Raw genomic sequence first — 25856 nt, forward strand, 5'->3', positions numbered from 1 at the left:
GGAAGAGCGTGCGTGCCGTTCGATCGTTTGCGATTCTGATCAGAACCAGGGAGAGGAGCGCGGAATGCGGGCCATCTGGAAAGGAGCGGTCTCGTTCGGCCTGGTGTCGATCGGAGTGCGGGTCTACTCGGCCACCGAGGAGAAGGACATCCGCTTCCACCAGGTGCACCGGGACGACGGCGGCCGCATCCGCTACAAGCGCACCTGCCAGGTGTGCGGCGAGGAGGTCACCTACGACGACATCGCCAAGGGGTACGACATCGGCGGCGGCGAGATGGTCATCCTCACCGACGAGGACTTCGCCGACCTGCCGTTGACCACCTCGCACGCGATCGACGTGCTGGAGTTCGTCCCCGCCGAGCAGGTCGACCCGATCCTCTACAACAAGGCGTACTTCCTCGAGCCGGAGGGCTCGGCCACCAAGCCGTACGTGCTGCTGCGCGACGCGCTGACCGACTCGGAGCGGGTGGCGATCGTCAAGGTCGCCCTGCGCCAGCGGGAGCAGCTCGCCACCCTCCGGGTACGCGAGGGCGTGCTGCTGCTCAACACGATGCTCTGGCCGGACGAGGTGCGTACCCCCGACTTCGGGTTCCTGGACGAGGACCTGAAGGTCCGTCCCCCCGAGCTGGCCATGGCCAGCTCGCTGATCGACTCGATGGCCGGCGACTTCGAGCCGGACGCCTTCACCGACGACTACCGGGCGGCGCTGCAGGAGGTGATCGACGCCAAGATCGAGGGCCGCGAGGTGGTCCAGCCGGAGGAGGAAGAGGCCGCGCCGGCCGCCGCGGTGGACCTGATGGCCGCCCTGAAGGCGTCGGTCGAGCGGGCCCGGGCCGCCCGGGGTGAGGCCCCGGCTGGCGGCGGAGCCGAGCCGACCCCGATCACGTCGGCCCGTTCGGCGCAGCAGGCCGCCAAGGCGGCGAAGACGGCGAAGGCGCCGGCCAAGAAGGCGGCCGCGAAGAAGGCACCGGCGAAGAAGGCCGCCGCTAAGAAGGCCGAGCCGGCGAAGAAGGCGGCGGCCAAGAAGACCGCGGAGAAGAAGGCGGCGCCGGCCAAGAAGGCCGCCAAGAAGGCGGCCCCCCGGAAGACCGCCTGACGGCGAACGGGGTTGACGAGCCGCTGGCCGCGGCCCGTCAACCCCGACACCGAGGCCTGGTTACTGCTTGCCGCCGCCGGCCCGGAAGGCCACCCAGGCGTCGCTCATCCGGTCCGCCTGGCCCGCCGTGAACATGTTCATGCAGGAGTCCTGCGTGTAGTCCATGAAGTTGTGGATCGGGTCCAGCCCGGGTGCGGTGCAGGTGTCCGCGCCCACCGGGCAGTTGAACTGCGGCGCCGCCTCGCGCGGGGTGTCCGCGACGAAGTCGCCGGAAGCGGAGCAGCCGTGCGCGAAGGTGTGCTCCAGCATCAGCCAGTGCCCGACCTCGTGGGTCAGCGTGTCACCCAGGGCGTACTTGCCGGCCGTCCCGCCCGGCATCGACTCGTCGAGCATCACCACGCCGTCGATGTAGTCCCGGCCGTTGTTGTAACCCTTCGGGAAGTACGCCCAGCCGAGGAGCCCGCCGCCGATGTTGGCCGCGTACACGTTGAGGGTGCGGGCGTCGCCGGTGTACAACGCCTTCTTCATGTCGCGCTCGTTCTTGCCGGGCACGACCGTGTACCAGGCGCTGTTCACCGTCCACGTGGTGTCGACGAGCGAGAACCGGAACGGCGTGTCGGAGGCGTCGGGCGCCGTGCGGCCCGCGTACGAGTCGTTGAGCACCTGCATCTGCGCGGCGATCATGGTGTTGAACCGGTTCGTCTCGGCCGCGCTCAGGGGGTGGTCGGAGATCATGTGGAAGACCGTGGGGATCGTGACGCTGCCGTTGGGCAGGCGCGGCGCATCCTTGATCACGCCGTAGGCGTTCGCCTCGTTCTTCGAGTACAGCTCGGGCTCCTGGGCGGTGGCGCCCTCCTTCACCCGCGCCGCGCTGTGCCCCTCGGCGCCCGGCTCGCACGCCGCCGCACCGGGGGAGGCGGTCGCGGGTGCCGCCGTGGCCACCGCCCCGGAGGCGCCCCCGGCCGCCAGGAACGTCGCCGCGGTAGCGGTCAGGACTGCCAGCTGGAAAGTCGATCTTCTGCGCATCGTTGCACCTTTCACGCCTGGGTTGGAGGCAGGGCGGAATGGACGAGTGCCGCCGCGACGAGGTCGATGACGTCGTCGTCCCGGTATGAGAACACGCCGATGCCGTCAACAACAGACCCAGGTGCCGGCACCCGGACTCAGCGCGCCTTTCGGCCGAGTCGCCGGGTGGCCGTCTGCCTTGCGGGGAGGGCCCCTGCGCTATCTGAGGCGCCAACCAGGGGCCCCTCCGTTCCGTCAGCCCCGGCCGAGCTTCTCGGTCGGGGTGACCAGGACGATGACCCGCTCCTCGCCGGGCTGGCGGAACGGATAGGAGTCCTGCCCGAGATACTTCTTCGCCATCCGGTCGATGTGCTCGTCGGCGCCCTCGGTGACGAACTTCGCGGTGCCCTTCACCCAGAGCGTGCGGAAGTCGTCGGCCTTGTCCACCACAGAGATCGCAACCACCGGGTTGCGCGCCATGTTGCGGTACTTCTTCCGGCCCTTGACGGTGTTGAACACGATGTGCTCGCCGTCGGTGTCCACCCAGACCGGGGTGACGTGCGGGGTGCCGTCGGGCTCGATGGTCGCCACGTGCGCCAGCTGCGGCTCGGCGAGCAGGGCAAGGTCTACTTCGGTGAGGATCGCCATGGTCGTGAACGTACTCCGGTGAGGTGTGGGTCGCGGTCGTTAACCGCCGGTACGCTCCACCGACCACTCGCGAAAGGACCGTCCGTGCCGTACATCCCCGCCTTCGACCGGCTGCTCAGGCCCGGCGCCCGCTTCGCCGACGAGTACGGCGAGCACGTGATCGAGGTGCATCCGGCCGGCGAGGTCGTGCTGCCGACCGGCCGGGTGGTGGGCTGCGATCCGCTGGTCTGCCCGGAGAGCGACCCGTACACCGTCCCGATCGACCCTGGCCGCTACCCGGCACGTGCCTGGGTGTCCTCGATCCGCAGCGACGGCGTCGAGAGCGACCGCCGGGTGGCGGCCCTGGAGTTGGTGGTCCGGGACGAGCCGGTGGCCCGCTGGGAGCCGGCCCTGGCTGGCGACCAGGACCCCACCGAGCTGGGCGAGGACGACTTCTTCGGCTACGGGGTCGACGCCGGCACCGGCACGCTGGCCGACCCGGTGGCCCTCGCCGTGCTGGAGGGCTGGGACTACGACCGAATCGAGGAGGTCTTCCTCGCGGAGGACCCGGATCACTCCCCCGGCCCGGTCCCGGGGCTGCTCAGCGTGGTCACCGACGAGGCGACCGGGGCGAACGTGCTGACCGTCTCGTCGGGCTGGGGCGACGGCTGCTACGGGACCTGGGTCGGCCGGACCGCCGACGGCCTGGTCGCGTCGTTCGTCACCGACTTCATGGTGGTGCCCGCGGAGGGCTGAGCTGTCGGAATCGGAGCCGGCCGTAGGAGCACTGGCGGCCTCTGTCCGGGTACCGTGTGCGCTGGTCTCGACAGCGGCCGCCGAGCCGCACCACCCACCCAGCAGGGGAGTCGACGTGAGCGAGCGTGTGCAGAACCGGTCGGCGGGCCAGGGCCCGGGCACCAAGGCAGAGCGGCGGCTGGCCGCCCAGCTGGCGGCGAAGAAGGCCGCCGAGGCGCGACGCCGACGGCAGTCGATGCTGGGTGCGTTTGTCGGTGTCCTCGCGGTCGCCGCGCTGATCGGGGGCATCGTCTGGCTGAACAGCGGGGACGACGACACGAAGTCCACCGCCGCCGCCCCGTCGGCGAGCGCCACCGTCCCGGCCGGCGAGACCGCTCCCCCGGCGCCGCAGCTCCCCGAGGGCGCCGACCCGGCGCTGAAGACCAAGCCGGCGGTCGAGGCGGGCAAGGGCGACCTGAAGAAGCTCACCGTCACCACCCTGATCAAGGGCAACGGCCCGGCGGTGAAGGCCGGCCAGCAGATCACCACCAACTACGTCGGGGTGTTCTACAAGGACGGTAAGCAGTTCGACTCCTCCTGGGACCGGGGCCAGCCGGCCACCTTCGGGATCGGCGTGGGCCAGGTCATCAAGGGCTGGGACCAGGGCCTGGTCGGCGTGCCGGTGGGCAGCCGGGTGCAGCTGGACATCCCGGCCGACCTGGCGTACGGCGACAGCGGTCAGGTCTCCGGGCCGCTGCGCTTCGTCGTTGACGTGCTCGCCGCGCAGTAGGTCACAGCAGGCTTCCTTCCGATCACCCAGCGGCAGTAGGTTCATGGTCACCGTGGGCGGTCCACCCGCCCGCGGCGACCTGCCCAACGACGCGGAGGTGCACGTGGCGCTGGACGACCCCGGGCTGGCCCGGCTGATGTGGACCCACTTCGAGCCGGTCCACGCCGTGACCTACTTCCACCCCCGGTCCCGGGCCGCGTACGAGGCGGTCGGGCTGCGCGGCTACTGGCGGGGTTACTTCGCCGGCCGGGCCGCCCCGCTCGGGCCGGTCGACGCACCGGTGGTGGTGGCCGCCTTCTTCAGCTTCGCGCCGTCGATGGTGGCCCGGGCGCTCCCCTCGGTGTGGCGCCTGGCCACCCCGCAGGAGGCGCTGCGCGCCCGACTCACCGGCGCCGTGCAGGCGCTGGCCGAGTTCACCTACGAGCTGCCCGAGGCGCACCTCGTCGAGGCGGCGGAGCTGCTGGAGGAGGCGGCCGCCCAGGTCGAGACGGCGGGCCGGGTGCTCGGCGCGGTCAACGCCGCGCTGCCCCGGGGCGAATACCCGCTGGCCCGGCTCTGGCAGGCGGCCACCACGCTGCGCGAGCACCGGGGCGACGGTCACGTGGCGGCGCTGGTCACCACCGGGCTGGATCCGGTCGAGGTGGTGGCCTGGCGGTGCCGGGCCGACCAGTCCCGCGAGTTCCACCAGATGGCCCGGGGCTGGACCGACGAGGAGTGGGCCGCCGCCGAGGAGCGCCTGGTCGAGAAGGGCTGGCTGACCGCCGACCGGGCGCCGACCGACCACGGCACGCAGACGTTCCGGGCGGTCGAGGAGGCCACCGACCGGGCCGCCCTCGGCCCGTGGCGGGCGCTGGGCGCGGAGCGTACGGCGCGGCTGCGCGAGCTGCTCGACCCGATCGCGAGCCGGTGCCACACGATCATCCCGCCGCAGAGCCCGATCGGCCTGCCCGCGCCGCGCACCGCCACCGAGGACGCGTCCATCCCGGCCCGCTGACCCGCCGGCCGGGGTCCGGCAGGATGGGCTCATGGTGGACGCGGTGCTCTTCGACCTGGACGGCGTGATCGTGGATTCCGAGCCGGTCTGGGAGGAGGTCCGGCGGGCGTACGTGGCCGCGCACGGCGGCACCTGGCAGCCGGACACCCAGCGCCGGCTGATGGGGATGAGCACCGGCGAGTGGGCCGCCTACCTCAGCGGTGAGCTGGGCGTGGACCGCACCGCCGAGCAGGTCGCCACCGAGGTGGTGGCCGAGATGACCCGGCGGTACGCGGCACACGTACCGCTGATCGACGACGCCGACGCGGTGGTGCGCCGGCTGGCCGGGCGGTGGCCGCTCGGGCTGGCCAGCTCCTCCCCCACCCGGCTGATCGGGGCGGCGCTGGCCGCCACCGGCCTGACCGACGCCTTCCGGGCGACCCTGTCGACGGAGGAGACCGCCCGGGGCAAGCCGGCCCCGGACGTCTGGCTGGGCGTGGCGGCGCGGCTCGGCGTGGACCCCGCCCGGTGCGTGGCGATCGAGGACTCCTCCAACGGGGTCCGTTCCGCGGCCGCCGCCGGGATGCGGGTGGTGGCCGTGCCGCACGGGTCGTACCCACTGGACCCGGACGCCGAGGCGCTGGCGGCGGTGCTGCTGCCGTCGATCGACGCGCTCACCCCGGAGGTGGTGGCGCAGCTCGACTGAACGGCTTGCTCCTGACGCGACGTCAGGTCCTAGCGTCGGTTTCTGTCGCCGCAGGGTGCGGTGACGCGAGAGGGAGTGGGACGTGGCGTCCACCTGGCGGATCGGCGAGCTGGGCCAGCGTACCGGGCTCACCGTCCGGACCCTGCACCACTGGGACCACGTGGGGCTGCTGCGGCCGTCCGCGCGCACGTCCGCCGGCCACCGGCTCTATGACGAGCGGGACGTCGACCGGCTGTACCGGATCGTCGCGCTGCGCGAGCTGGGCCTGCCGCTGGAGACCATCGGCGTGCTGCTGGACGGCGGCGGTGGCGGCGGCCTGGAGCTGGCCGGGCTGCTCGACGACCACCTGGCGCACGTGGAGCGGCAGCTCGCCGCGCTGGGCAGCCTCCGTGACCGGCTGGCCATGTTGGTGCCCGCCGTACGTGCCGCCGGGGGCGCCACGCCCGTCGACCTGCTCGCCGTGATCGAGGAGGTGACCAGGGTGGAAGACACGATTCGGAACTACTTCACCGAGGAGCAGCTCGCCGCGTTGGCGCAGCGGCGGGAGCAGCTCGGCGAGGCGGCGATCCGCAGCGTCGAGGAGGAGTGGCCGCGGCTGATCGCCCAGGTCCAGGCGGAGCTGGACGCCGGGACCGATCCGGCGGAGCCGCGGGTGCGGGCGCTGGCCACGCGGTGGATGGAACTGCTGGAGGCGTTCCACGGCGGGGACCCGGGACTGCGGGACTCGCTCTACCGGATGTACGCGGAGCAGCGCGCGGAGATCACGCAGGAGCACGGCGGCCCGTCGCCGGAGCTGATCGACTACGTGAAGCGGTCGGTCGCGGCGGGCTGATCGCTGGCGGCGGGCCGCGCCCGGCCCACCGCCCTCCGCCGATATGTCCCGCGCCACCCCCCTCCTGCCCCCGACCACCTCGATGTACGTTTTCCCCGGCGGGTCTGGTCGAATGATCAGGGTGAGTCCGGGTAGCGCAGCCGGTGGCGTGTCGGCGGTGAGGGGACGGCGATGAAGGCGATCGTGTACGAAGGCAACGGGGACGTCTCGGTGCTCCAGGTGGCCGAGCGCCCGATCCCGGAGCCGGGCCCCGGCGAGGTGCTGGTGCGGATGGCCGTGTCCGGGGTGAACCCGACGGACTGGAAGGCCCGCCGGCAGTGGCCGCTCCCGGCCGGCTGGCAGATCCCCGGGCAGGACGGCGCCGGGGTGATCGAGGCGGTCGGCGAGGGCGTCGACCAGATCCTGATCGGTGCCCGGGTGTGGCTCTGGGAGGCCGCCTGGCAGCGGCCGTGGGGCACCGCCAGCGAATACACGGTCGTCCCGGTCCGGCACACGGTGCGGCTCGGTTCCGCCTCCTTCGACCTCGGCGCCTGCCTGGGCATCCCGTTCATGACCGCGCACCGCTGCCTCACGGCCGGCGAGTTCATGCCGGACAAGCTGCACGCGGGCGCGCTCAGCGGCCATGTGGTGCTGGTGCAGGGCGGGGCGGGCGCGGTGGGCAACGCCGCCATCCAGCTCGCCCGATGGGCCGATGCCTGCGTGATCACCACGGTGAGCAGCCCCGAGAAGGCGCAGCTCGCGGCGGCGGCCGGCGCCGACCTCGTGATCAACTACCGCGAGCAGGACGTGGTCCAGGAGGTCCGCAAGCTCGCGCACGACGGGGTGCACACCATCGTCGAGGTCTCCGCGGCCCGCAACGCCGCCACCGACGTGCAGATCCTGCGGAACGGGGGTGCGGTGTGCGTCTACGCGGACGACGGCGGGTCCGAGGTGACGTTGCCGATCCGGGCGCTGATGGTGCCGAACGCGCGCTGGCAGTTCGTGCTGATCTACACCGCGCCGAAGGCGGCCAAGGCGCAGGCGGTGACCGACGTGGCGGCGGCGGTGGCGCAGGGGGCGATCCGGGTGGGCGAGGAGGCCGGGCTGCCGCTGCACCACTACCCGATGTCGGCGGCCCAGGCGGCGCACAAGGCGGTGGAGGACGGCGCGGTCGGCAAGGTGCTCATCGCCACGGCCGAGGCGTGACAACGCGAAACGGATTTCGCTGACATCAGGACAGAGGCGAACAAGTTTCGCGACAATGAACATGCGGGTCGCCCCGCATGGACGGGCGGCCCCGGCGCGGTGCGAACGCCGGGACCGCCCTCTGGGGAGGGATGCCCATGAGGAGGACGAAGTCCCTACCCGTCCAGCGACGGTACGCCGGAAAGTGTTACGGCGCGGCCAGTTCGCGTACCTCGAGCCCGCCCTCGGCGTAGCGGGAGCGCACCACCTTCTTGTCGAACTTGCCGACGCTGGTCTTCGGGACGGCGTCGATGAACGCCCAGCGCTCCGGCAACTGCCAGCGGGCCACCGACTTCGCCAGGAAGTCCCGCAGCTCCTCGGCGGTGACCGAGGCGCCCTCCCGGACCACCACGGTGGCCAGCGGCCGCTCGTCCCAGCGCTCGTCCGGTACGCCCACCACGCACGCCTCCAGCACCGCCGGGTGCGCCATCAGGGCGTTCTCCAGCTCGACCGAGGAGATCCACTCCCCGCCCGACTTGATCACATCCTTGGCCCGGTCGGTGAGCGTGATGTAGCCGTCCGGCGAGAGCATGCCGACGTCGCCGGTCCGCAGCCACCCGTCCCGGAACTTCTCCTCGTCCGGGGCCCCGCCTCCGACGTACCGGGCGGTCACCCACGGCCCGCGGACCTCCAGCTCGCCCACGGAGGTCCCGTCGGCGGGCAGCGGCTCGCCCAGCGGGCCGACGATGCGCGCGGCGACCCCGGCCGGGATCCGGCCCTGGGTGTAGCGGTAGCGCCAGGCCGTCTCGCCGGTCGCGCCGGCCGGCGGCCGGGAGACCGAGCCCAGCGGGGACATCTCGGTCATCCCCCAGGCGTGGATCACCTCGATGCCGTGCCGGTCGTGGAAGGCATGCATCAGCGCCGGCGGGCAGGCCGAGCCGCCGACGATCACCTCCTTGAGCGACGAGGTGTCGACATCGTGACTGTCCAGGTAGGCCAGCAAGTCGGTCCAGATGGTGGGGACCGCGCCGGCCAGGGTGGGGCGCTCGGCGGCGATCATCGCGGCGATCGGCTCGGCCTGGAGGAACCGGTCCGGCATGATCAGCGACGCGCCGGAGAGGAACGCCGCGTACGGCAGACCCCAGGACATCGCGTGGAACATCGGCACAATGGCCAACTCCCGGTCGGTCGGGCCGAGCCCGAAGCCCTCCGGCATGCAGATCTGGAGCGAGTGCAGGTAGATGGAGCGGTGCGAGTAGGCGACCCCCTTGGGGTTGCCGGTGGTCCCGGAGGTGTAGCAGAGCGCGGCGGCGTCGCGCTCGTCCACCTCGGGCCAGTCGTAGACGTCCGGCCGGTCGGCCAGCAGGGCGTCCCAGTGGTGTACGACGATCCGGTCGCCGGCCGCCGCCAGCAGCGGCGCCGGGTCCCCGCCGCCGACCACCACCACGTGCCGCACCGTGGTCAACTGCCCAATCACCCGGGCCAGCAGCGGGATCAGCGTCGAGTCGACCAGCACCACCCGGTCCTCGGCGTGGTTGCCGATGTAGGCGATCTGGTCCGGGAAGAGCCGGAGGTTGAGGGTGTGCAGCACCGCGCCCATGCTCGGCACGGCGAAGTAGGCCACCAGGTGCTCGTTGTTGTTCCACATGAAGGTGGCGACCCGCTCGTCGCCGGTCACCCCGCACTCGTCGCGCAGCGCGTGGGCCAGCCGGGCGGCGGTCCGCCCGACCTCGGCGTACGTCATCCGACGGGGCTCTGCGCCGGTCCAGGTGACGACCTCCGCCGTGCCGTGCACGGTGGAGCCGTGTTCGAGGATCCGGGCGACCTGGAGGGGGGCGTCCATCATCGTGCTACGCATGGGTAACAAGCTAGTGGCGCCGGTCACACCACGGAAGCCCCGGAACGACCGACCCGACAACGGAAACTGCGTAGATTGTCCGGGTGAGTATCTCGTGGGCCGACTCGTATGTGGGGCAGCTGCGCGCCCTGGCCGGTGACCGCACCCTCATGTTCGTCGGGGCCCGCGCCGTGGTCCGGGACAACGCCGCCCGGGTGCTGCTGATCCAGCGCTCCGACAACGGCCAGTGGGCGATGCCGGCCGGCGCGATGGAACTGGGCGAGTCGATCGCCGACTGCGCGGTCCGGGAGGTCCGCGAGGAGACCGGGCTGCGTGCCCTGCGGGTCAGCGCCTTCGCCCTCTACACCGGCCCCGACCGCACCCACACCAACATGTACGGCCACACGTACCAGGTATTCACCACGGCGTTCCGGGTGGACGAGTGGGACGGCGAGTTGGCCCGGGTGACCGACGAGACCAGCGACGCCGCCTTCTTCCACCCGGAGGAGCTGCCCAACCCGCTCTCCGCCAGCGTCATCGAGACCCTCGCCGACCTGGACGTCTTCGAGCAGACCAACCGGCTGATCCTCAAGTAGCCCGGGCCACCCGAGGACCAGCCGGTCCCAGCATCAGGCCGCCGGCGGCTCCACGTAGCGGAACCAGACGTCGGCGTCGGCGCGGTCGCTGCGCCACTGCGGGCTGGGCGTGGTCACCGTGCCGTGCACGGCGAAGGTCTGGTCGGCCGTGCCGGCCGGAGCCACCATCGGGATGCTGATCGAGGCGGTCCCGCCCGCGGCCAGCGGACCCGCGGTGCAGACCACCAGGTTGCCGGACAGATCGCACTGCCAGTTGGTGTTACCGGCGGGCGGGGCGATGTCGGGCGTGACGCCCGCCGGCATCTCGACGGCCAGCCGCAGCTCGGCCGCCTCACCCGTGCCGTCGTTGCGGACCGTGAAGGTGGGGTTGATGGAGCCGCCTGTGGTGGCCACCTCCGTCTCCGTCCACGGCCCGCCGTCCGGGCCGGGCAGCAGGCTCAGGTCGGGCAGGTAGGCGTACGTGGCGGCGGCCTCGTCGGTGTTGTTGGTCCGGGTGGCCTCCCGGGCGCTGGTCGACGCCGTGGCGGCCAGGACGGCAACCGTGCCCGCCGGGGCGGCGGGCAGTTCGAGGTACATCCTGAGCGGCTCCGCCGATCCACCAGCGGCCACCGGGCCGTAGATGTTTGTGCACACGAAGGTGCTGTAGTCGCAGGACCAGCTCGGGTCTCCGACGATCCGGCTGCCGGCCGGCGCCTTGATCGCGACGGTGATGTCCTCGACCCCCGCCGCGCCGATGTTGTCCACGGCGGCGACCAGGCGTACCCGGGCGCCGGTCGAGGTGATCATCGCGCTGGTCGTGGTGAGGGTGAGCTGGAGGTCGGCCCGGGGAGGCGGGGCCGCCGCGGCCGGCGCGGCCGGCAGGAGCGCGGCCGAGGCGGCGAGGGAGAGCAGGGCGAGTCCGGTACGCAGGGTGCGGTGGGAGGTCATGACGTCCCTCGTTCGCAGGGAGCCGCACCGGCGGCCGTCGGCCGGCGGTACGGCACGGCCGACGCCCCCGTCGACGGCGGCCGGGCGACCGCGCGATGACGGTCCCACCCGTATGGACGTCGATCGACCTCATTCCGTTACATGATCCAACCGGCGGTCAGAGCATCGTCTGGGACTTGGCCTCCATCTCGGCGGCGGCCTCCTCCTTCGACTCCTTGGCCAGGGGCTTGCCGCCGGGCGCGGCTGCCTTCCCGCCCAGCGGATCCGCGCCGCCGGTGGCGCCCTGCGGGCCGGTGCCGCGCAGCTGATGGTTCGGCAGGGCCAGGGTCACCAGCACCGCGACGATGGCGATCAACCCGGTGGTCAGGAAGACCAGGTGCAGCGACTCGACGAACGCGGCCTGGATCGCGGCGCGGACCGGTCCGGGCAGGGCGAGGATCGTCCCCGGTTCGTTGATCGAGATGTGCGCCCCGCCCCGAGCCGCCACGATGGCCCGCTCAGCGGGCGGCAGCTGCGCGATGGCGGGCGGCAGCCGGTCGGCGAGCTGGTGGGTGAGCTGCGACGAGAGCACCGCGCCGAGGATGGCGACCCCGAACGAGCCGCCCAGCGAGCGGAAGAAGGTCGCCGAGGAGGTGCCGGCACCCAGGTCCCGCGGGTGCACCGCGTTCTGCACGGCCAGGATCAGCGACTGCATGCACAGGCCCAGCCCGACGCCGATCACCACCATGTAGCCGAAGGCCGCCCAGAGCGAGCTGGTCACCTGGAGCTGCCGGAAGAGCAGCATGCCGGCGACCAGCACCGCCGAGCCGGTCACCGGGAACCACTTGTAGCGGCCCCTCCGGCTCATCGCCCGGCCGGTGAGCACCGAGGTGACGATGATGCCGGCCATCATCGGCAGCATCAGCAGGCCGCTGCGGGTCGGCGAGGCGCCCTTGACGATCTGGAGGTACAGCGGGATGAAGATGATCGACCCGAACATCACCAGACCGAGCACGAAGCCCGCCGCGTTGGCCAGGCTGAACGTTCGGGTACGGAACAGCCGCAGCGGCAGGATCGGCTCACGTACCCGAGCCTCCTGGAGCACGAAGAGGGTGCCCAGCACCGCACCGGCCGCGAACAGCCCGATGATCACGCCGGAGCCCCAGGCGTACTGGCTGCCGCCCCAGCTCAGCGCCAGCAGCAGGCTGCTCACGCCGGCGACCAGCAGCACCGCCCCGGTCCAGTCGATGGAGTGTTCCCGCCGCTGGAACGGGATCAACCGCATCACGTGGTAGCAGACCACGATCGCCAGGATCGCCAGCGGCACGTTGATGTAGAAGATCCAGCGCCAGTTGGTCTCCGCGAAGTAGCCGCCGACCAGCGGACCGGCCACCGAGGAGATCCCGAAGACCGCGCCGAAGAGGCCCTGGTAGCGCCCACGTTCGCGGGGCGTGACCACGTCCGAGATGATCGTGAACGCCAGCGTCATCAGACCGCCGGCGCCCAGCCCCTGCACACCCCGGGTGACGATCAACTGGGTCATGTTCTGGGACAGACCGGCCAGCAGCGAGCCGAGCAGGAACGTGCCGATCGAGAAGAGGAACACCGGGCGTCGGCCGTACAGGTCGGCCATCTTCCCGTACAGCGGGGTGGAGGCGGTGGAGGCGAGCAGGTAGGCGGTGACCACCCACGAGTAGTGGTTGATCCCGCCCAGCTGGCCGACGATGGTCGGCAGCGCCGTACCGACGATGGTCTGGTCGAGCGCCGCCAGCAGCATGCCGGTCATCAGACCGAACATCAGCAGGCGGATCTGGCGGGCGTGCAGCAGGGGACGACCGTTGGCCTGGGCAGTCATTCGCCGTTCTTTCCCACGTCCCGCAGAACATGCCCCTAAAACCGGTTGATCATGAAGTTGGCGGCGATGTCGATCTCCGCGGCCGCCGCCAACCTCATGATCAACGAAAGACGGCGGTCAATGCCGGCCCTCGGCGAACTCCTCGACGAGCTTGGCGCAGAACGCCGGCAGGTCGTCCGGCTTGCGGCTGCTCACCAGGCCGTTGTCGGTGACCACCTCCTCATCGACCCAGGCCGCGCCGGCGTTGGTGAGGTCGGTACGCAGGCTCGGCCACGAGGTGATCCGGCGGCCGCGCACCACGTCCGCCTCGACCAGCGTCCACGGGCCGTGGCAGATCACCCCGACCGGCTTGCCGGCCGTGAAGAACGACTTCACGAACCGGACCGCGTCCGGGTCGGTGCGCAGGAAATCCGGATTGGCCACGCCGCCGGGCAGCACCAACCCGTCGTACGCCCCGGCGTCCGCCTCCTTCGTCGTCACGTCCACCTCGTACGTCCGGCTCTGGTCCAGGTGGTTGACGGACTGGATCGAACCGGGCCGCACCGAGACCAGCTCGACCCGCGCGCCGGCCTTCTCCACCGCCTCGCGGGGCATCGTGTACTCGACCTCCTCGACGCCGTCGGCGGCCAGGAAGGCGATGCGCTTGCCCTGCAGTGTCGCTGCCATGGTGGTCTCTCCTCTCCAGGGGGCTCGGACAATCCGTGCCCGGGCTCAAGCGGGCGAAACCGGACGCCGGACGTGGTTCGGACCGCACCGGTGGGCAGGTTTGGCCGGACCGGCTCGGGGGACCCGGAGGGACATGGCAGGAGCAGCAGCCGAAGAGCGCCGGCTCGCCAAAGTGGTGGAGAGCTGGCAGGGGCGTCCCGTGCTGATCATCGGGGACGCCATGCTGGACGAGTGGCGGTTCGCGGAGTCCGAGCGGCTCTGCCGGGAGGCCCCCGCTCCGGTCCTCACCCTGCGCCGACGTACCTCCGCCGCCGGTGGCGCGGCGAACACGGCGGTCAACGTCTCCGCCCTCGGTGGTCGGGCCGTGCTGGTGGCGCCGGTCGGGGCCGACGCGGCCGGCGACGAACTGCACGACTGCCTCGACCGGGCGGGCGTCTGGGACCGGACGGTCAACCAGCCCGGGCGGCAGACGCCGGTGAAGCGGCGGATGCTGGCCGGCAACCAGATCCTGCTCCGCGAGGACTCCGGCGAGCCGGAGGACCCGCTCGACGACGGCGGGGTGGCCCACCTGCTCACCGCGCTGCACTGCGCGACCGAGGAGCTGAAGGCCGTCGCTGGTGGGCGGCCGCTCACCCTGGTCGTCTGCGACTACGGCCTGGGCGCGCTGCCCCGGGCGGTCCGCGCCTGGCTGGTCGCCAACCGGGACCGCTACGCCACCGTGGCCCTCGACGCGCACGACCTGGCCGACTGGCGCGGCCTCAACCCGACCGTGGTGACCCCGAGCTTCGCCGAGGCGACCCGCCTGCTGGCCCGGGCCGCCGTGGGCTTCGGCGGCGGCAGCCGTACCGCCGCGCGCGGCACCACGGCCGGTGACCTGCACCTGGACCACCCGGCCGATCCGGTCGACGGCCCCTCTGAGCTGGTCGTGGGCGCGGCGCCGGGCGGCGCGGGCGAGCGGATCGCCGGCACCCCGCACCCCACCTCCGGCGCACCGTCGACCGACCAGGCCGGCGCGGCCGGCCCCGGCCCGACCGGCGAGCCCACCCCCGGCGAGGAGCGCGTCGCGCTGACCGGGGACGGCGTCAGCGTGACCGGCACCGGCGTCACCGTGAACGCGGCGGCCGGCGACGGCGTGGACCGGGCCATGCTGGCCGAGTCGCGCCTGGCCGAGCTGCGCGCGCACACCGGTGCGGACGTGGTGGCGGTGACCCTGGACACCGAGGGCGCGGTCGTCGGCGGGGCCGACGGCGAGCCCCGACGCAGCCACAGCACCCCGGTGCCGGCCAGCCACGCCGTGGGCGCCGGGGACGCGTACCTCGCCGCGATGACCCTGGCGCTGGCGGCGGACGCGAGCCTGCCCACCGCCGCCCAGCTCGCGCAGCTCGCCGCCACCATCACGGTCTCCGACACCGGCACCTGCGTCTGCCGGCGGGAGGACCTGCTGGGCGCGCTGGGCGCCGGCCCGGAGCAGACCGGCCACCCGAGCCTGGTCGGCGCCGAGGAGCTGAGCGCGATCGTCGAGGAGCACCGCCGGGCGGGGCGCTCGATCGTCTTCACCAACGGCTGCTTCGACGTGCTGCACCCGGGGCACGTCCGCTACCTGACCCAGGCCCGCGCGCTGGGCGACCTGCTGGTCGTGGCGGTCAACTCGGACGACAGCGTACGGCGGCTCAAGGGGCCGGACCGGCCGGTGAACCCGGTCGAGGACCGGGCCGCGCTGCTGGCCGCCCTGGAGTGCGTGGACCACGTGGTGGTCTTCGAGGAGGACTCCCCGGCGGCGCTGATCGAGGCGGTCCGTCCGGACGTCTACGTCAAGGGCGGCGACTACCCGCCGGAGATGGTCCCGGAGGCGCCGCTGGTCCGCCGGCTGGGCGGGCAGGTGCGCACCCTCGGGTACGTGCCGGACCGCTCCACCTCGGCGATCATCGACCGGATCCGGGCCCACTCGGTCACGCCCACCGTCGGTGGCAGTACGGGCAGGCCGGCGTGAACCGACCGCTCGACCCCGGCACGCCGGACGGGTTCCGCCAGCCGCGGCTGCTCGACGTGCTGATCCCCACGCGCAACCGGCCCGCGGAGCTGGCGGTCACGCTCTCCGGGCTGGCCGCCCAGGAGGGCGTACCCGATTTCGGAGTGGTGGTGAGCGACCAGTCCGACGACGGACCGGCGTACGCGCACCCGGCGGCGGCCACCATGGTCCGGGCGGTGCGCCACCGGGGCCACCCGGTGCTGCTGACCCGACGGCTGCCCCGGCGCGGGCTGGCCGAGCACCGGGCGTACCTGCTGCGCCAGTCGACGGCCCGGTACGTGCTCTGCCTCGACGACGACGTCTGGCTGGAACCGGGCACCCTCGCCCGGCTGGTCACCGCGATCCGCGAGTTGGGCTGCGGGTTCGTCGGCAACGCGGTGCACGGCCTCTCCTACGCCGACGACGTACGCCCGGAGACCCACGCGCACTACGAGGAGTGGCACGGCCGGCCGGTCCCCGAGCGGGTCCGACCGGGTACGCCGGAGTGGGACCGGGCCGCCATCCACCCGGCGGCGAACCTGCTGCACGTCACCGAGAAGCTGCGGCTGCCGGCGGGGGCCTGGCGCGCGTACAAGGTCTCGTGGATCGGCGGGTGCGTGCTCTACGACCGGGCGAAGCTGATCGACGCCGGCGGCTTCGAGTTCTGGCGCCAGCTGCACGAGAAGCACCAGGGTGAGGACGTCGCGGCGCAGCTCGCGGTGCTGGAGCGGCACGGCGGCGCGGGAGTGCTGCCCAGCGGCGCCTTCCACCTGGAGTCGCCGACCACGGTCACCGAGCGGGACGTGGAGGCGTGGGAGGTCGTCCTGGTCGACCAGCCCTCGGACACCCCACAACCGGCCTGACGCCCGGCCGTCGCCACGACACCGCCGGTCAGCCCGCCAGCAGTTCGCGGGCCGCCTCGACCACCTCGACAGCGGGCACGTCCGCGACGAACGAGTCCCGGTGCGGGCAGTCGCCGTCGCCGGGGCGGTGCGGATAGATCCCCGGGGTGCAGTCGACGCCGCAGACCGGGCAGTGCGTGGTCCAGGAGGCGATCGGGCGGTGCCGGGTCCGCAGCGGCGTGGCCCCGTTGATCAGGTTGCCGACCCAGTAGACGCCCACCGTGGGGGCGCCGACCGCGGCAGCCAGGTGCAGCGGCCCGGTGTCGTTGGAGACCACCAGCGCGCAGTCGGCGTAGCAGGCGGCCAGCCCGCCCAGGGTGAGCGTGCCGACCTGCGGGCGGACCGGGACGCCCGCCGCCACCACCACCGCGTCCACCGTCTCCCGCTCGGCGGGGGTACCGGTGACCAGCACCTCGTACCCGTCGCCGGCCAGCGCGCGGGCCACGTCGCCGAAGCGCTCCGGGGGCCAGCGCCGCCGGGTGTCGGTCGCCCCAGGGTGCAGCGCCACCCGGGGCCGCTCCGGCGCGCCGAGCACCTGCCGGGCCTCGGCCCGGTCGGCGTCGGTGACCGCCAGCGCCGGGGTGATCGTGGTGGCCGGCGCGCCGACCAGGGCCACCGCCTCCAGGTAGCGGATCACCTCGTGCTGGTAGTAGACGTACCGGATCCAGCGGTCCAGCGGCGACGCGCCCTCGGCCCGCAGTCCGGCGGTGACCCGGGCGCCCAGTCGGGTGATCAGCGGGTTGGAGTTGGCCCCACCGCCGTGCAGCTGCATCGCCAGGTCGAAGCGCTCCGCGCGGGCCGCCGCCAGGAAGTCCGCCAGCTCCGCGGGCGGCTCGGCCGGCCCGGCGTCCCGGATGCCGGGGGCGGGCGGCACCACCAGCACCCGGTCCACCGGGCCGGGGCGGTCGTGCCAGAGCTCGACGTGCCAGGGCGCGCCGAGCAGCACGATCTCCGCCCCGGGGTACGCGGCCCGCAGCGCCTCCAGCGCCGGCAGGACGAAAATGAAGTCACCGAGCGCGTTCGCCCGGAGCACGGCGATCCGCTCGACGTCGGGCACGCGCTCGCCGACCGGGCCGAGCACCGACGGGGTGGTCACGCGACCCCTACGGCCGGTCGAGCTCGTCGACCGTGGTGTCCGGGTGGTGCAGCTCCCGGTCCGCGGCCGGGTCCGCCAAGGTCCGCGTACCCACGGCGGTGGGGCGGGGGCCGGTGCGGCCGACGGTGATGGTGCGCGGCGTGGGCCGGGCCGCCCGGGGCAGCCGCACCCGGAGCAGGCCGTGGTCCATCACCGCGTCGATCCGGTCGGGGTCCACCCGGGACGGCAGGTCCACCCGGTACTCGAAGCCGCGCGTCTCGAACCCACCCTGGATGCCGTGGTCGGCGTTCACCTCCGCCTCCGAGCGGGCCCGGACGCACAGCTCCCGGTCGTCCAGCTCGACGGCCACCTCCTCCGGCGCCACGCCGGGCAGCCGGACGACGACCTCCCAGCCATCGGCGGTCTCGGCCAACTCCACCTCCGGCGGGCCGGCCCGGCCGCCGACCAGGCGGCGCAGCTCGGCGCGCAGCGACTGCAGCTCGCCCATCGGGTCCCAGCCCTGCTGCCGACCGCGCCAGAAGCCACGTACTCCGGACTGTTCCGTCATCGCACCTCTCCGATCCGCTCCGGTGCCGAGGGGGGTCGCAGCGAGCTCGACGCGTTCAGGTCGGCCTCCGGGTCGACCCCCACGCCCAGCCGATCCACCAGCTCGCCGCCGAGCCAGGCGCTGATCCCCAGGAGCCCCACGGCGACCACCTCGATGGCCAGCAGGGCACCCCCGGCGGCCCGGTACTCGGCGTTCAGCCGGACCACCCAGACCGCCGCGAAGAGCAGGATCACCGCGAGGTTGGCGCCCGCGTGCGCGAGGCCGACCCGCTTGGCGCGGGTGCCGGTGGGCAGGGCGAGCAGGTCGACGGAGCCGGCCGCCGCGGCCAGCACGCCGCCGATCAGGCCGACCAGGATGTTCCAGTACGCGACCTCGCCGAGGAAGTTCGGCCCGCCTGCGGTGTCGATGACGTCGAAGATCACCGCGGTGACCAGGAGCGCCACCGGGAACATCACCAGCATCGGGTGCACGGGGTGACCGAGCACCTTCAGTCGGCTCTCCATCGGGCCTCCATCGGTCGCATCCGGGCGGCTGCGGGTTACGCCGTACCCGGCCGACCCGGGGGCAAACCTCGCGTTCGGCGCGCACGCCTAGGCTGACCATGGCGGAAACCGGCCGGTCGCGGGCCGAAAACGCCATCGAGGCCAACGGACGGGGGAGGAATACGTGACGACGGAGATCACCTCAGCGGAGGAACTGAGCGACCTGCTCGGTACGCCGACGCGGCGGGCGCTGGACAAGGAACGCACCGTGCTGCACGCGCGGGACCGCGAGTGGCTGGCCGCCTCGCCGTTCTGCCTGGTCGCCACAGCCGGGGCGGACGGCAGCTGCGACGTCTCCCCGAAGGGCGACCCGCCGGGCTTCACCGTGGTGCTGGACGAGGCGACGATCGCCATCCCCGAGCGGCCCGGCAACCGCCGCGCCGACGGCTACCGGAACATCCTGGCCAACCCGCACGTCGGGCTGATCTACCTGATTCCCGGCCGCACCGACTCGCTGCGGATCAACGGGCGGGCCCGGCTGGTCCGCGACGCGCCGTACTTCGCCGACATGGTGGTCAAGGGGCACCGTCCGGTGCTGGCCGTCGAGGTGGCGATCGAGCAGATCTTCTACCACTGCGCGAAGGCGTTCCTCCGCTCCGACCTGTGGCAGCCCGAGACGTGGCGGCCGGACGCCCTGCCGTCCCGGGCCCGCCTGGTCAAGGAGGTGGAGGCCCCGGCCGAGAACCTCGCCGACCTCGAACGCCACTACGGACCGGACTACGTGAGCACCATCTACTCCTGATCCCGGCTCTCACCCCGGTGGCTCACGTTTCGGCGGGCGGCTGAGGGTACTGATCCAGGGGACGGCCCCCCGCGTCACGCGGCGTTGGAACCCCTGGAACACGGGTCGAGAGAGGATGATGTGCGATGCCCACGAAGAACAGCTCGGGGCGCGGCAGCGGCTCGACCGCGACCACGAACCCGCCGGGCAACCAGACCCCGAACACCCCCGGCATCAACGAGAGCGACATCGCCCGGCTCAAGGTCGACGAGTTGCGCGGCCGGCTGCGCGACCGCGGCGTCACCGGCACCTCGGACCTGCGCAAGGGCGACCTGGTCAAGGCGCTGGTGAAGAGCCTGCGGGACGACGCGAAGAAGAGCACCTCGGCGCGCGCCGGCGGCCGCGGCGCCACGCCGGCCAAGAAGAGCACCTCGTCGGCGTCCGGCGGCGGCATCCGCACCGGGCCGCAGAACTCGAAGTCGCTGAAGTACGCCCAGGAGATCACCTCCGTGGACGACGAGCCGGAGCGGCCCGGTCGCAGCCTGGTCACCACCGACCACGAGGTGATCCGGCGCTGGGCCGAGGCACGCAAGGGCGTACCGGTCACGGTGGACGGCAGCGAGCACGACGGCCACCCGGGGGTGCTGCGGATCGACTTCCCGGCGAACGGCCGCGCGGACCGGTTGCGCGAGATCGGCTGGGAGGAGTGGTTCCGCACGTTCGACGAGCGGCGGCTCAACTTCATCTACCAGGAGGAGCGCTCCGACGGGCGGCAGAGCAACTTCTTCCGCCTGGAGAACCCGGACCGCGAGGACGGCTGAGCCGGCAGGCGTGGCATCCGTCTCGATTGAGCGCTCGCCCTCAGGGTACGGCTCTGATGACGGACGTCAGAACGACGAGGAGGAATCCATGACCACCAAGGTCGAGAAGTCCATCGAAGTCGACGTGCCGGTCAGCACCGCGTACAACCAGTGGACGCAGTTCGAGGAGTTTCCCCGCTTCATGGGCGGCGTGCACGAGGTGCGGCAACTCGACGACCAGCGGATGCACTGGGTCGCCGAGATCGGCGGCGTGAAGCGCGAATGGGACGCCAAGGTCCTCGAACAGGTGCCGGACCGGAAGGTGGCCTGGGCGGCCACCAGCGGCGCCACCAACGCCGGCGCGGTCCACTTCCAGCCGATCGGCACCGACCGCACCCAGGTGCGGCTCTGCATGGAGTACGAGCCGGAGGGGCTGGTCGAGCAGGCCGGCGACAAGCTGCACATCGTGGAGAAGCGGGCCGAGGCCGACCTGGAGAAGTTCAAGTCGTACATCGAGAGCCGAGGTATCGAGACGGGCGCCTGGCGCGGCACCATCGACGAGGGCCGTACGCTCGGCACGCCCGGCGTGGAATACGCCGCGTCCTCTCTGGGTGACGACGGCAGGACCCGCGCCTCCGAACGCTGACCAGTCACTTCCCTGCCAGAGTGAACCCGGCGGGCCGGCCTTCAGGTCGTGCCCGCCGGGCTCGCTTCGCGGCTTTGCGTCCCAGGTCAGGGTTGTCCTCCGGCGCTCGGCTCCGCCACCGGCTGGACGAGGCGGTCGCGGCGCCGGATGCGGACTATTTACGGACCGGCACTGCCACCGGCGGGGTGGTCGCCCTCGGGAAACGGCGAAGCCCAGGCCGTTGACCTGGGCTTCTGCACCGAGCCGCCTGACGGAATCGAACCGTCGACCTACGCATTACGAGTGCGTCGCTCTAGCCGACTGAGCTAAGGCGGCAACGATCGTCAAGTGTACGGCACACCCCCGCCCGGAGCCGAACGGGATCCCTCACTGTCGCCGAACCGGACATCGAGGAAAAGTTCGGTCGTTCGCCGGACAGCGCTCGCATCCGGTCGGGACTACCCTGCGGCGGGTGAGCGATGATCAGGTACCGCCGCAGCCGCTCCCCGAGGCGCATCCCGGCGAGCGGGCGACCCGCCGGCCGCGCAGCCTCGACCCGCTGGAGCTCGGGTTCACCCCGCGCAAGCCGGTCCCGTGGCTGGCGCCGTTGCTGCTGATCAGCACCGGCCTGCGTACCCTGCTGGCGATGCTGTTCGGGGCGTACCTGGACAAGCGGGAGCTGCAGAACGCGTTCGGCGACGATACGTTCCGGCAGGTCGGGCCGGACGGCGGGCTCTGGCTGGACTACGTGGCCGACCTGGGTGACGGCTTCGATGCGACGTACTCGGTCGCGTACCTGCTCGCCCAGCCGGAGCTGACGGTCGACGGGCACCGGCTGCCCCGGGCGCAGACCCTGGTGATGGGGGGCGACCAGGTCTACCCGTCGGCGGCCTACGAGGCGTACGAGGACCGCTGCAAGGGGCCGTACCAGGCCGCGCTGCCGCTGGCCCCGCCGGAGCAGCCGACGCTCTTCGCGGTCCCCGGCAACCACGACTGGTACGACGGCCTGACCGCGTTCCTGCGGCTGTTCGTCCGCTCCCGGGACCGCCACTTCGCCGGCTGGGGCACCGGCCAGTCCCGGTCGTACTTCGCGGTGGAACTGCCGGCGGACTGGTGGCTGCTCGGCATCGACGACCAGTCCGGGTCGTACCTGGACGACCCGCAGCTCACCTACTTCGACGCGGTCGCCCGGAAGCTCACCCCGCGGTCGAAGGTGATCCTGGCGGTCCCGGCACCCACCTGGGTCAAGGCCGCAGACCACCCCACGGCGTACGACTCGATCGACTACTTCATCCGGACGATCATCGCGCCCACGGGGGCGCAGGTGCGGCTGCTGATCTCCGGCGACCTGCACCATTACGCCCGTTACACCGGCTCGGAGCGGCAGCTCATCACCTGCGGGTCCGGTGGCGCCTACCTCTATCCCACGCACACCCTCCCCGAGCGGCTGGAGGTGCCGCCGCGGGACACGCTCGCCCGCCGCTCCAGCCGCACCCGCGAGTACGACCTGGCGGCTCGCTATCCGGAGAAGGCCCGCTCCCGGCGCTACGGCTGGGGCATCTTCGCCCGGCTGCCGTTCCGCAACCCGGGCTTCACCACTCTGCTCGGCACCCTGCACACCCTGCTGATGCTGGCCATGGCCGGGGCGGTCGGGGCGAACCAGATGGGCACGACCGAGCAGCGGCTGTTCAGCGTCCCGCTGGTGATCATGCTGGTGGTGACCATGCTGAGCGCGGCGTTCTTCGCGAAGCCGCCGAGCGCCGGCGGGAAACGGCACGCCCGGCACTGGATCCTCGGCGTGACCCACGGACTCGCCCACATCGCGCTGGCCGCCGGCGGCACCTGGCTCTGGCTGAAGCTGCCCTTCTACGACTGGCCGTGGCCGCTGCCGGTAGTCGCCGCGGCCGTCCTGTACGGGCCGGTGATCGGGCTGGTCGCCAGCCAGTTGGTGGCGCTCTACCTGCTGGTGGCCGGGTCGTTCGGGGTGAACGTCAACGAACTCTTCGCCGGCCAGGGCATCGAGGACTCGAAGGCCTTCCTCCGGATGCGGATCGACCCGGACGGCACGCTGACCATCTACCCGATCGCGGTGGACAAGGTCTGCCACGCCTGGCAACTGAACCCGGACCAGTCCCCCACCGCCTCCTGGCTGACCCCCAGAACCCCCCTGGCCCCCCGCCTCGCCGAACCCCCCATCGTCCTCCACTGACCATCCGCCTCAAGTGCGTCGATCATGAGGTTGACGCCACCAGATCAAATTCGCCGTCAACTTCATGATCGACGCTGCGAAGCGCGGGCCGGCACGGGGCGAGGCGCGGGCCGGGCACGGGGCGCAGCGCGGCTTTGGTCAGGGGTTGTAGTGCTGGTCGTGGGCCTGGCGGGGGGCGCAGACGGAGGCGCGGCTGCACGAGCAGCGGGAGCCGTCGGCGTCCAGCCGGACGGTGACCGAGTCCCTCGGGACGCTGTGGCCGACCACCTTGCCGTCCCCCTCGGGCGTGGTGACCCGGCTGCCGATCGCCGGAGCGGACTCCTGGAACCGCTGGTAGAGCGGGTGCTCGTACTTGAGGCAGCACATCAGCCGGCCGCACGCGCCGGAGATGCGCAGCGGGTTGAGCGGGAGGTCCTGGTCCTTGGCCATCCGGATGGTCACCGGCTCGAAGTCGGTGAGGAAGGTGGCGCAGCAGAGGTCCCGGCCGCAGGAGCCGATCCCGCCCTGGACGCGCGCCGAGTCGCGGGCGGAGAGCTGCCGCAGCTCGACCCGGCAGTGCAGCGTCGCCCCCAGGTCACGGACGAGCGAGCGGAAGTCGACCCGGTGCGGCGCGGTGAAGTAGACCGTGGTGCGGTCGCTGCCGGTGTCCGGCGTACCGAACACGTGGTCGACGGCCACCACCTTCATCGGCAGCCCGTGCTCGCGGATCAGCCGCTTGGCGGCCACCTTGGCGTCGGCCTTGCGCCGGCGTAGCAGCTCGTCGCGGCGCAGGTCCTCCTCGCCGGCCAGCCCGGCCAGCCGGGGGAAGCCGCCGGTGTCCTCGTCGACCCACTGCGCGGCCCAGACGCACTCGGCCACCTCGGGTCCCTCGTCGGTGGGCACCAGCACCCGGTCACCCACCTGTGGGCGCAGCTCGCCCGGATCGAGGTAGTAGAGGCGCCCGTACCGGTTGAAACTGACCGCGCAGAGCATGCCCATGGCCACCACCCTACGACGCCGCGCGGGTCGCTGGCTGGCCGGCCGTCGCCGGCCGGTCACCCGGCGCAGCGATCCATGATTGTCGACTCGACCGAGCCAGCTCCAACCCGTCGTGCGGTTGATCCTCGCCCGGACGGCTGAAACATGAGCCCACCGGAGGACAAACGGCAGCCGACGGCGTTGAGTGAAGACAGACCTGCGGGGGGTGCAGGGGAAGGCCACGGCGTCGCCGCCGGAGCCCGGCCACGGCCGGTACGGCGCGCGGCGCCGTGAGCTTGCGCAAGGTGCTCAGTGGCCGACCCGGGTGGTGCCGCCGTAGCGGGGCCCGCCGGCCACCCGCTCCCGCCAGGTCGTCTCGGCCAGGCTCGGCGCCCACTGGCGCAGCAGCGTCTCCGCGCCGTCGTACGCCACCCCGAGCACGCCCAGCACCCGGACCGCGATCTCCGCCGCCGCCAGTCCCCCGGCCCCCTCACCGCCGCCACCGGGTCGACCGGCGGCGTGCACGGTGACCGCCTCGGCCGAGCGCAGCACGTCGGCCAGGGCCCGGGCCAGGGCGAGCCGGCTCCCCTCCACCCAGTCGGCCAGCGCGTCGGCGTAGCCGGCGGTCGACTCCAGCCGCCCGACCAGGCTCTCCGGCCCCTCGTCCAGGTGGCGGAGCAGGGCGCCACGGGCCTCGTCGTACGCCGCGGCGGCCGGTCCGGACCAGGCGACCGGGTCGGCGAGCAGGGCGCAGGTGTCGTCGTATCCCCGGACGAGCCGGCGCACGGCGTGGCCGGCGTCGGCCAGCGGCGCCGGATGCAGGTCGAGGAACTCGCGCACGGCCGCGCCGGGGAGCACCTGCATGCGGCGCAGCAGCGGCCAGAGCCGGTGCCCCTCGGGCGCGCCACCGGCGAGCAGCGTGTCGACCCGGGCCAGCAGGTCGAGACCCGGCTCGGCGAGACGGTCCAGGGCGTCCATCAGGCCTCCCGGAGGAGCCGCCGGCCGGCGGACTCGTCGGTGGCCGCGTAGCGGTCGGCGGCGCTGCGCAGCGCGGCCGCGGCGGCGGACAGCCGGGCCGCGGCGGCACCCGCCTCCCGGGCCCGGTCGCCGGTGGCGGCGGTCCACTGCCGGTGCAGGGCTCGGCCGATCTCGCCGGGCCGGCCCTCGGCGTGGGCGCCGAAGGCGGGGTGCGGCGGGTCGGTCGCGGTCACCGTGCGGGCCAGGGTGGCGAGCGTGGCGCTGGCCTCGTCCAGGCGGGCGGCCAGGGCGTGCAGGGTGTCCATGTCAGGCTCCCGCCAGCGGCCGGTACGCCGCGAAGGTCTCGTTGTGCAGCTTCTCCCGGGCCCACTGCGCAGCGTCGGCGGCGGCGGTGACCGCGGCCTGCACCGAACCGGCGACGTCCCGGGGGTTGCGCTGGTGCAGCGGGCCGAGGAAGCGCACGTCGGTGATCCGCCCACCGGCGGTCACCACCACCTCGACCAGCCCGTCGGGCGAGCGGACGGTGACCTCGACCGTCGACACCGCCTGGTCGAACTCGGCCTGCAGGGCCTCGATGCGCCGGTAGCGCCGGACCGCCTCCTCGATCCAGGCCTCGTCGATCTCGCCCCGTGGCATCGGTGGACTCCTCCCGGCCGGCCCTCACTGAGCGTGCCGCCACCGTC

General features: G+C 72.8%; 27 protein-coding genes and 1 tRNA gene. 14 read left to right on the forward strand and 14 right to left on the reverse strand.

Annotated elements, in window-relative coordinates:
- The first annotated feature begins 64 nt into the window (after positions 1–64).
- Positions 65–1096 (forward strand): Ku protein, encoded by a 1032-nt coding sequence (locus tag FXF52_RS16460; protein WP_148797787.1) that lies wholly within the window; start codon positions 65–67, stop codon positions 1094–1096.
- A 60-nt stretch (positions 1097–1156) separates the two neighbouring features.
- On the opposite strand, the gene FXF52_RS16465 is transcribed toward FXF52_RS16460, so the two are convergent.
- Entirely contained in the window at positions 1157–2122 is a 966-nt protein-coding gene (locus FXF52_RS16465; protein WP_148797788.1) for a zinc metalloprotease, read from the reverse strand.
- A 234-nt stretch (positions 2123–2356) separates the two neighbouring features.
- Entirely contained in the window at positions 2357–2749 is a 393-nt protein-coding gene (locus FXF52_RS16470) for a PPOX class F420-dependent oxidoreductase (protein WP_148797789.1), read from the reverse strand.
- 84 nt (positions 2750–2833) lie between these two features.
- On the opposite strand from FXF52_RS16470, the gene FXF52_RS16475 reads away from it, so the two are divergent.
- From FXF52_RS16475 to FXF52_RS16500, 6 genes are all read left to right on the forward strand, one after another.
- Positions 2834–3484 (forward strand): DUF4241 domain-containing protein, encoded by a 651-nt coding sequence (locus tag FXF52_RS16475; protein ID WP_148797790.1) that lies wholly within the window; start codon positions 2834–2836, stop codon positions 3482–3484.
- Between the two features lie 115 nt (positions 3485–3599).
- On the forward strand, positions 3600–4253 hold the full coding sequence (locus FXF52_RS16480; RefSeq protein ID WP_148797791.1) for an FKBP-type peptidyl-prolyl cis-trans isomerase: 654 nt from the start codon (positions 3600–3602) through the stop codon (positions 4251–4253).
- Positions 4254–4389: 136 nt separating this feature from the next.
- Complete coding sequence (locus FXF52_RS16485; RefSeq protein ID WP_187413537.1) at positions 4390–5247, forward strand: hypothetical protein; 858 nt, start codon at positions 4390–4392, stop codon at positions 5245–5247.
- A gap of 31 nt (positions 5248–5278) precedes the next feature.
- The gene (locus FXF52_RS16490) at positions 5279–5932 is read left to right on the forward strand and encodes an HAD family phosphatase (protein WP_148797793.1); all 654 of its coding nucleotides are present in this window, start codon (positions 5279–5281) and stop codon (positions 5930–5932) included.
- Positions 5933–6014: 82 nt separating this feature from the next.
- Complete coding sequence (locus FXF52_RS16495) at positions 6015–6764, forward strand: MerR family transcriptional regulator (protein ID WP_148797794.1); 750 nt, start codon at positions 6015–6017, stop codon at positions 6762–6764.
- A gap of 171 nt (positions 6765–6935) precedes the next feature.
- Positions 6936–7949 (forward strand): NADPH:quinone reductase, encoded by a 1014-nt coding sequence (locus FXF52_RS16500; protein WP_148797795.1) that lies wholly within the window; start codon positions 6936–6938, stop codon positions 7947–7949.
- A gap of 187 nt (positions 7950–8136) precedes the next feature.
- Here the strand turns inward: FXF52_RS16500 and FXF52_RS16505 are convergent, their stop codons facing one another.
- Positions 8137–9786, reverse strand: coding sequence for a fatty acid--CoA ligase (locus FXF52_RS16505; protein ID WP_148797796.1), 1650 nt, complete (start codon positions 9784–9786; stop codon positions 8137–8139).
- A gap of 83 nt (positions 9787–9869) precedes the next feature.
- On the opposite strand from FXF52_RS16505, the gene FXF52_RS16510 reads away from it, so the two are divergent.
- Positions 9870–10361 (forward strand): NUDIX domain-containing protein, encoded by a 492-nt coding sequence (locus FXF52_RS16510; RefSeq protein ID WP_148797797.1) that lies wholly within the window; start codon positions 9870–9872, stop codon positions 10359–10361.
- Positions 10362–10394: 33 nt separating this feature from the next.
- Here FXF52_RS16510 and FXF52_RS16515 read toward each other — a convergent pair whose 3' ends face one another.
- The 3 genes from FXF52_RS16515 to FXF52_RS16525 all read right to left on the reverse strand — a co-directional run bounded on the left by FXF52_RS16515 (position 10395) and on the right by FXF52_RS16525 (position 13788).
- Positions 10395–11288: a DUF11 domain-containing protein gene (locus FXF52_RS16515; protein ID WP_148797798.1), complete on the reverse strand. Its 894-nt coding sequence runs from the start codon at positions 11286–11288 to the stop codon at positions 10395–10397.
- Between the two features lie 157 nt (positions 11289–11445).
- On the reverse strand, positions 11446–13122 hold the full coding sequence (locus tag FXF52_RS16520; protein WP_148797799.1) for an MDR family MFS transporter: 1677 nt from the start codon (positions 13120–13122) through the stop codon (positions 11446–11448).
- A gap of 117 nt (positions 13123–13239) precedes the next feature.
- A complete protein-coding gene (locus tag FXF52_RS16525) occupies positions 13240–13788 on the reverse strand; it encodes a type 1 glutamine amidotransferase domain-containing protein (protein WP_148797800.1) in 549 nt (182 codons plus the stop codon).
- 133 nt (positions 13789–13921) lie between these two features.
- On the opposite strand from FXF52_RS16525, the gene rfaE2 reads away from it, so the two are divergent.
- Positions 13922–15778 (forward strand): D-glycero-beta-D-manno-heptose 1-phosphate adenylyltransferase, encoded by a 1857-nt coding sequence (gene rfaE2, locus FXF52_RS16530; RefSeq protein ID WP_148797801.1) that lies wholly within the window; start codon positions 13922–13924, stop codon positions 15776–15778.
- A complete protein-coding gene (locus FXF52_RS16535; RefSeq protein WP_148797802.1) occupies positions 15775–16659 on the forward strand; it encodes a glycosyltransferase family 2 protein in 885 nt (294 codons plus the stop codon). The genes rfaE2 and FXF52_RS16535 overlap by 4 nt, the downstream gene beginning before the upstream one ends.
- A 28-nt stretch (positions 16660–16687) precedes the next feature.
- Here FXF52_RS16535 and FXF52_RS16540 read toward each other — a convergent pair whose 3' ends face one another.
- From FXF52_RS16540 to FXF52_RS16550, 3 genes are read right to left on the reverse strand one after another with little or no spacing between them, the layout of a single operon-like run.
- Positions 16688–17794: a glycosyltransferase family 9 protein gene (locus FXF52_RS16540; RefSeq protein ID WP_148797803.1), complete on the reverse strand. Its 1107-nt coding sequence runs from the start codon at positions 17792–17794 to the stop codon at positions 16688–16690.
- Positions 17795–17801: 7 nt separating this feature from the next.
- Positions 17802–18341, reverse strand: a complete 540-nt coding sequence (locus tag FXF52_RS16545; RefSeq protein WP_148797804.1) for an Hsp20/alpha crystallin family protein — start codon at positions 18339–18341, stop codon at positions 17802–17804.
- A complete protein-coding gene (locus FXF52_RS16550) occupies positions 18338–18844 on the reverse strand; it encodes a DUF2231 domain-containing protein (protein ID WP_148797805.1) in 507 nt (168 codons plus the stop codon). The genes FXF52_RS16545 and FXF52_RS16550 overlap by 4 nt, the downstream gene beginning before the upstream one ends.
- A gap of 163 nt (positions 18845–19007) precedes the next feature.
- On the opposite strand from FXF52_RS16550, the gene FXF52_RS16555 reads away from it, so the two are divergent.
- From FXF52_RS16555 to FXF52_RS16565, 3 genes are all read left to right on the forward strand, one after another.
- Positions 19008–19625, forward strand: a complete 618-nt coding sequence (locus FXF52_RS16555; RefSeq protein WP_148797806.1) for a pyridoxamine 5'-phosphate oxidase family protein — start codon at positions 19008–19010, stop codon at positions 19623–19625.
- A 125-nt stretch (positions 19626–19750) separates the two neighbouring features.
- Positions 19751–20425: a hypothetical protein gene (locus FXF52_RS16560; protein ID WP_148797807.1), complete on the forward strand. Its 675-nt coding sequence runs from the start codon at positions 19751–19753 to the stop codon at positions 20423–20425.
- Positions 20426–20513: 88 nt separating this feature from the next.
- Complete coding sequence (locus FXF52_RS16565; protein ID WP_148797808.1) at positions 20514–21050, forward strand: SRPBCC family protein; 537 nt, start codon at positions 20514–20516, stop codon at positions 21048–21050.
- 241 nt (positions 21051–21291) lie between these two features.
- Here FXF52_RS16565 and FXF52_RS16570 read toward each other — a convergent pair.
- Positions 21292–21365: transfer RNA gene (locus FXF52_RS16570), tRNA-Thr, on the reverse strand.
- A gap of 136 nt (positions 21366–21501) precedes the next feature.
- Here FXF52_RS16570 and FXF52_RS16575 point away from each other — a divergent pair.
- Complete coding sequence (locus tag FXF52_RS16575; RefSeq protein ID WP_148797809.1) at positions 21502–23238, forward strand: metallophosphoesterase; 1737 nt, start codon at positions 21502–21504, stop codon at positions 23236–23238.
- 138 nt (positions 23239–23376) lie between these two features.
- On the opposite strand, the gene FXF52_RS16580 is transcribed toward FXF52_RS16575, so the two are convergent.
- The 4 genes from FXF52_RS16580 to FXF52_RS16595 all read right to left on the reverse strand — a co-directional run bounded on the left by FXF52_RS16580 (position 23377) and on the right by FXF52_RS16595 (position 25809).
- Positions 23377–24216 carry a regulatory iron-sulfur-containing complex subunit RicT gene (locus tag FXF52_RS16580; RefSeq protein WP_148797810.1) on the reverse strand — a complete coding sequence of 280 codons (840 nt, stop codon included), beginning with the start codon at positions 24214–24216 and terminating at the stop codon, positions 23377–23379.
- Positions 24217–24504: 288 nt separating this feature from the next.
- Positions 24505–25173 (reverse strand): hypothetical protein, encoded by a 669-nt coding sequence (locus tag FXF52_RS16585; RefSeq protein WP_148797811.1) that lies wholly within the window; start codon positions 25171–25173, stop codon positions 24505–24507.
- Positions 25173–25478: a type VII secretion target gene (locus FXF52_RS16590; protein WP_148797812.1), complete on the reverse strand. Its 306-nt coding sequence runs from the start codon at positions 25476–25478 to the stop codon at positions 25173–25175. The genes FXF52_RS16585 and FXF52_RS16590 overlap by 1 nt, the downstream gene beginning before the upstream one ends.
- A 1-nt stretch (position 25479) precedes the next feature.
- Positions 25480–25809, reverse strand: a complete 330-nt coding sequence (locus FXF52_RS16595; RefSeq protein WP_148797813.1) for a YbaB/EbfC family nucleoid-associated protein — start codon at positions 25807–25809, stop codon at positions 25480–25482.
- Between the last annotated feature and the right edge of the window lie 47 nt (positions 25810–25856).

This window comes from Micromonospora sp. MP36, from assembly GCF_008119785.1.
In the GTDB taxonomy this organism is placed as follows: Bacteria; Actinomycetota; Actinomycetes; order Mycobacteriales; family Micromonosporaceae; genus Micromonospora.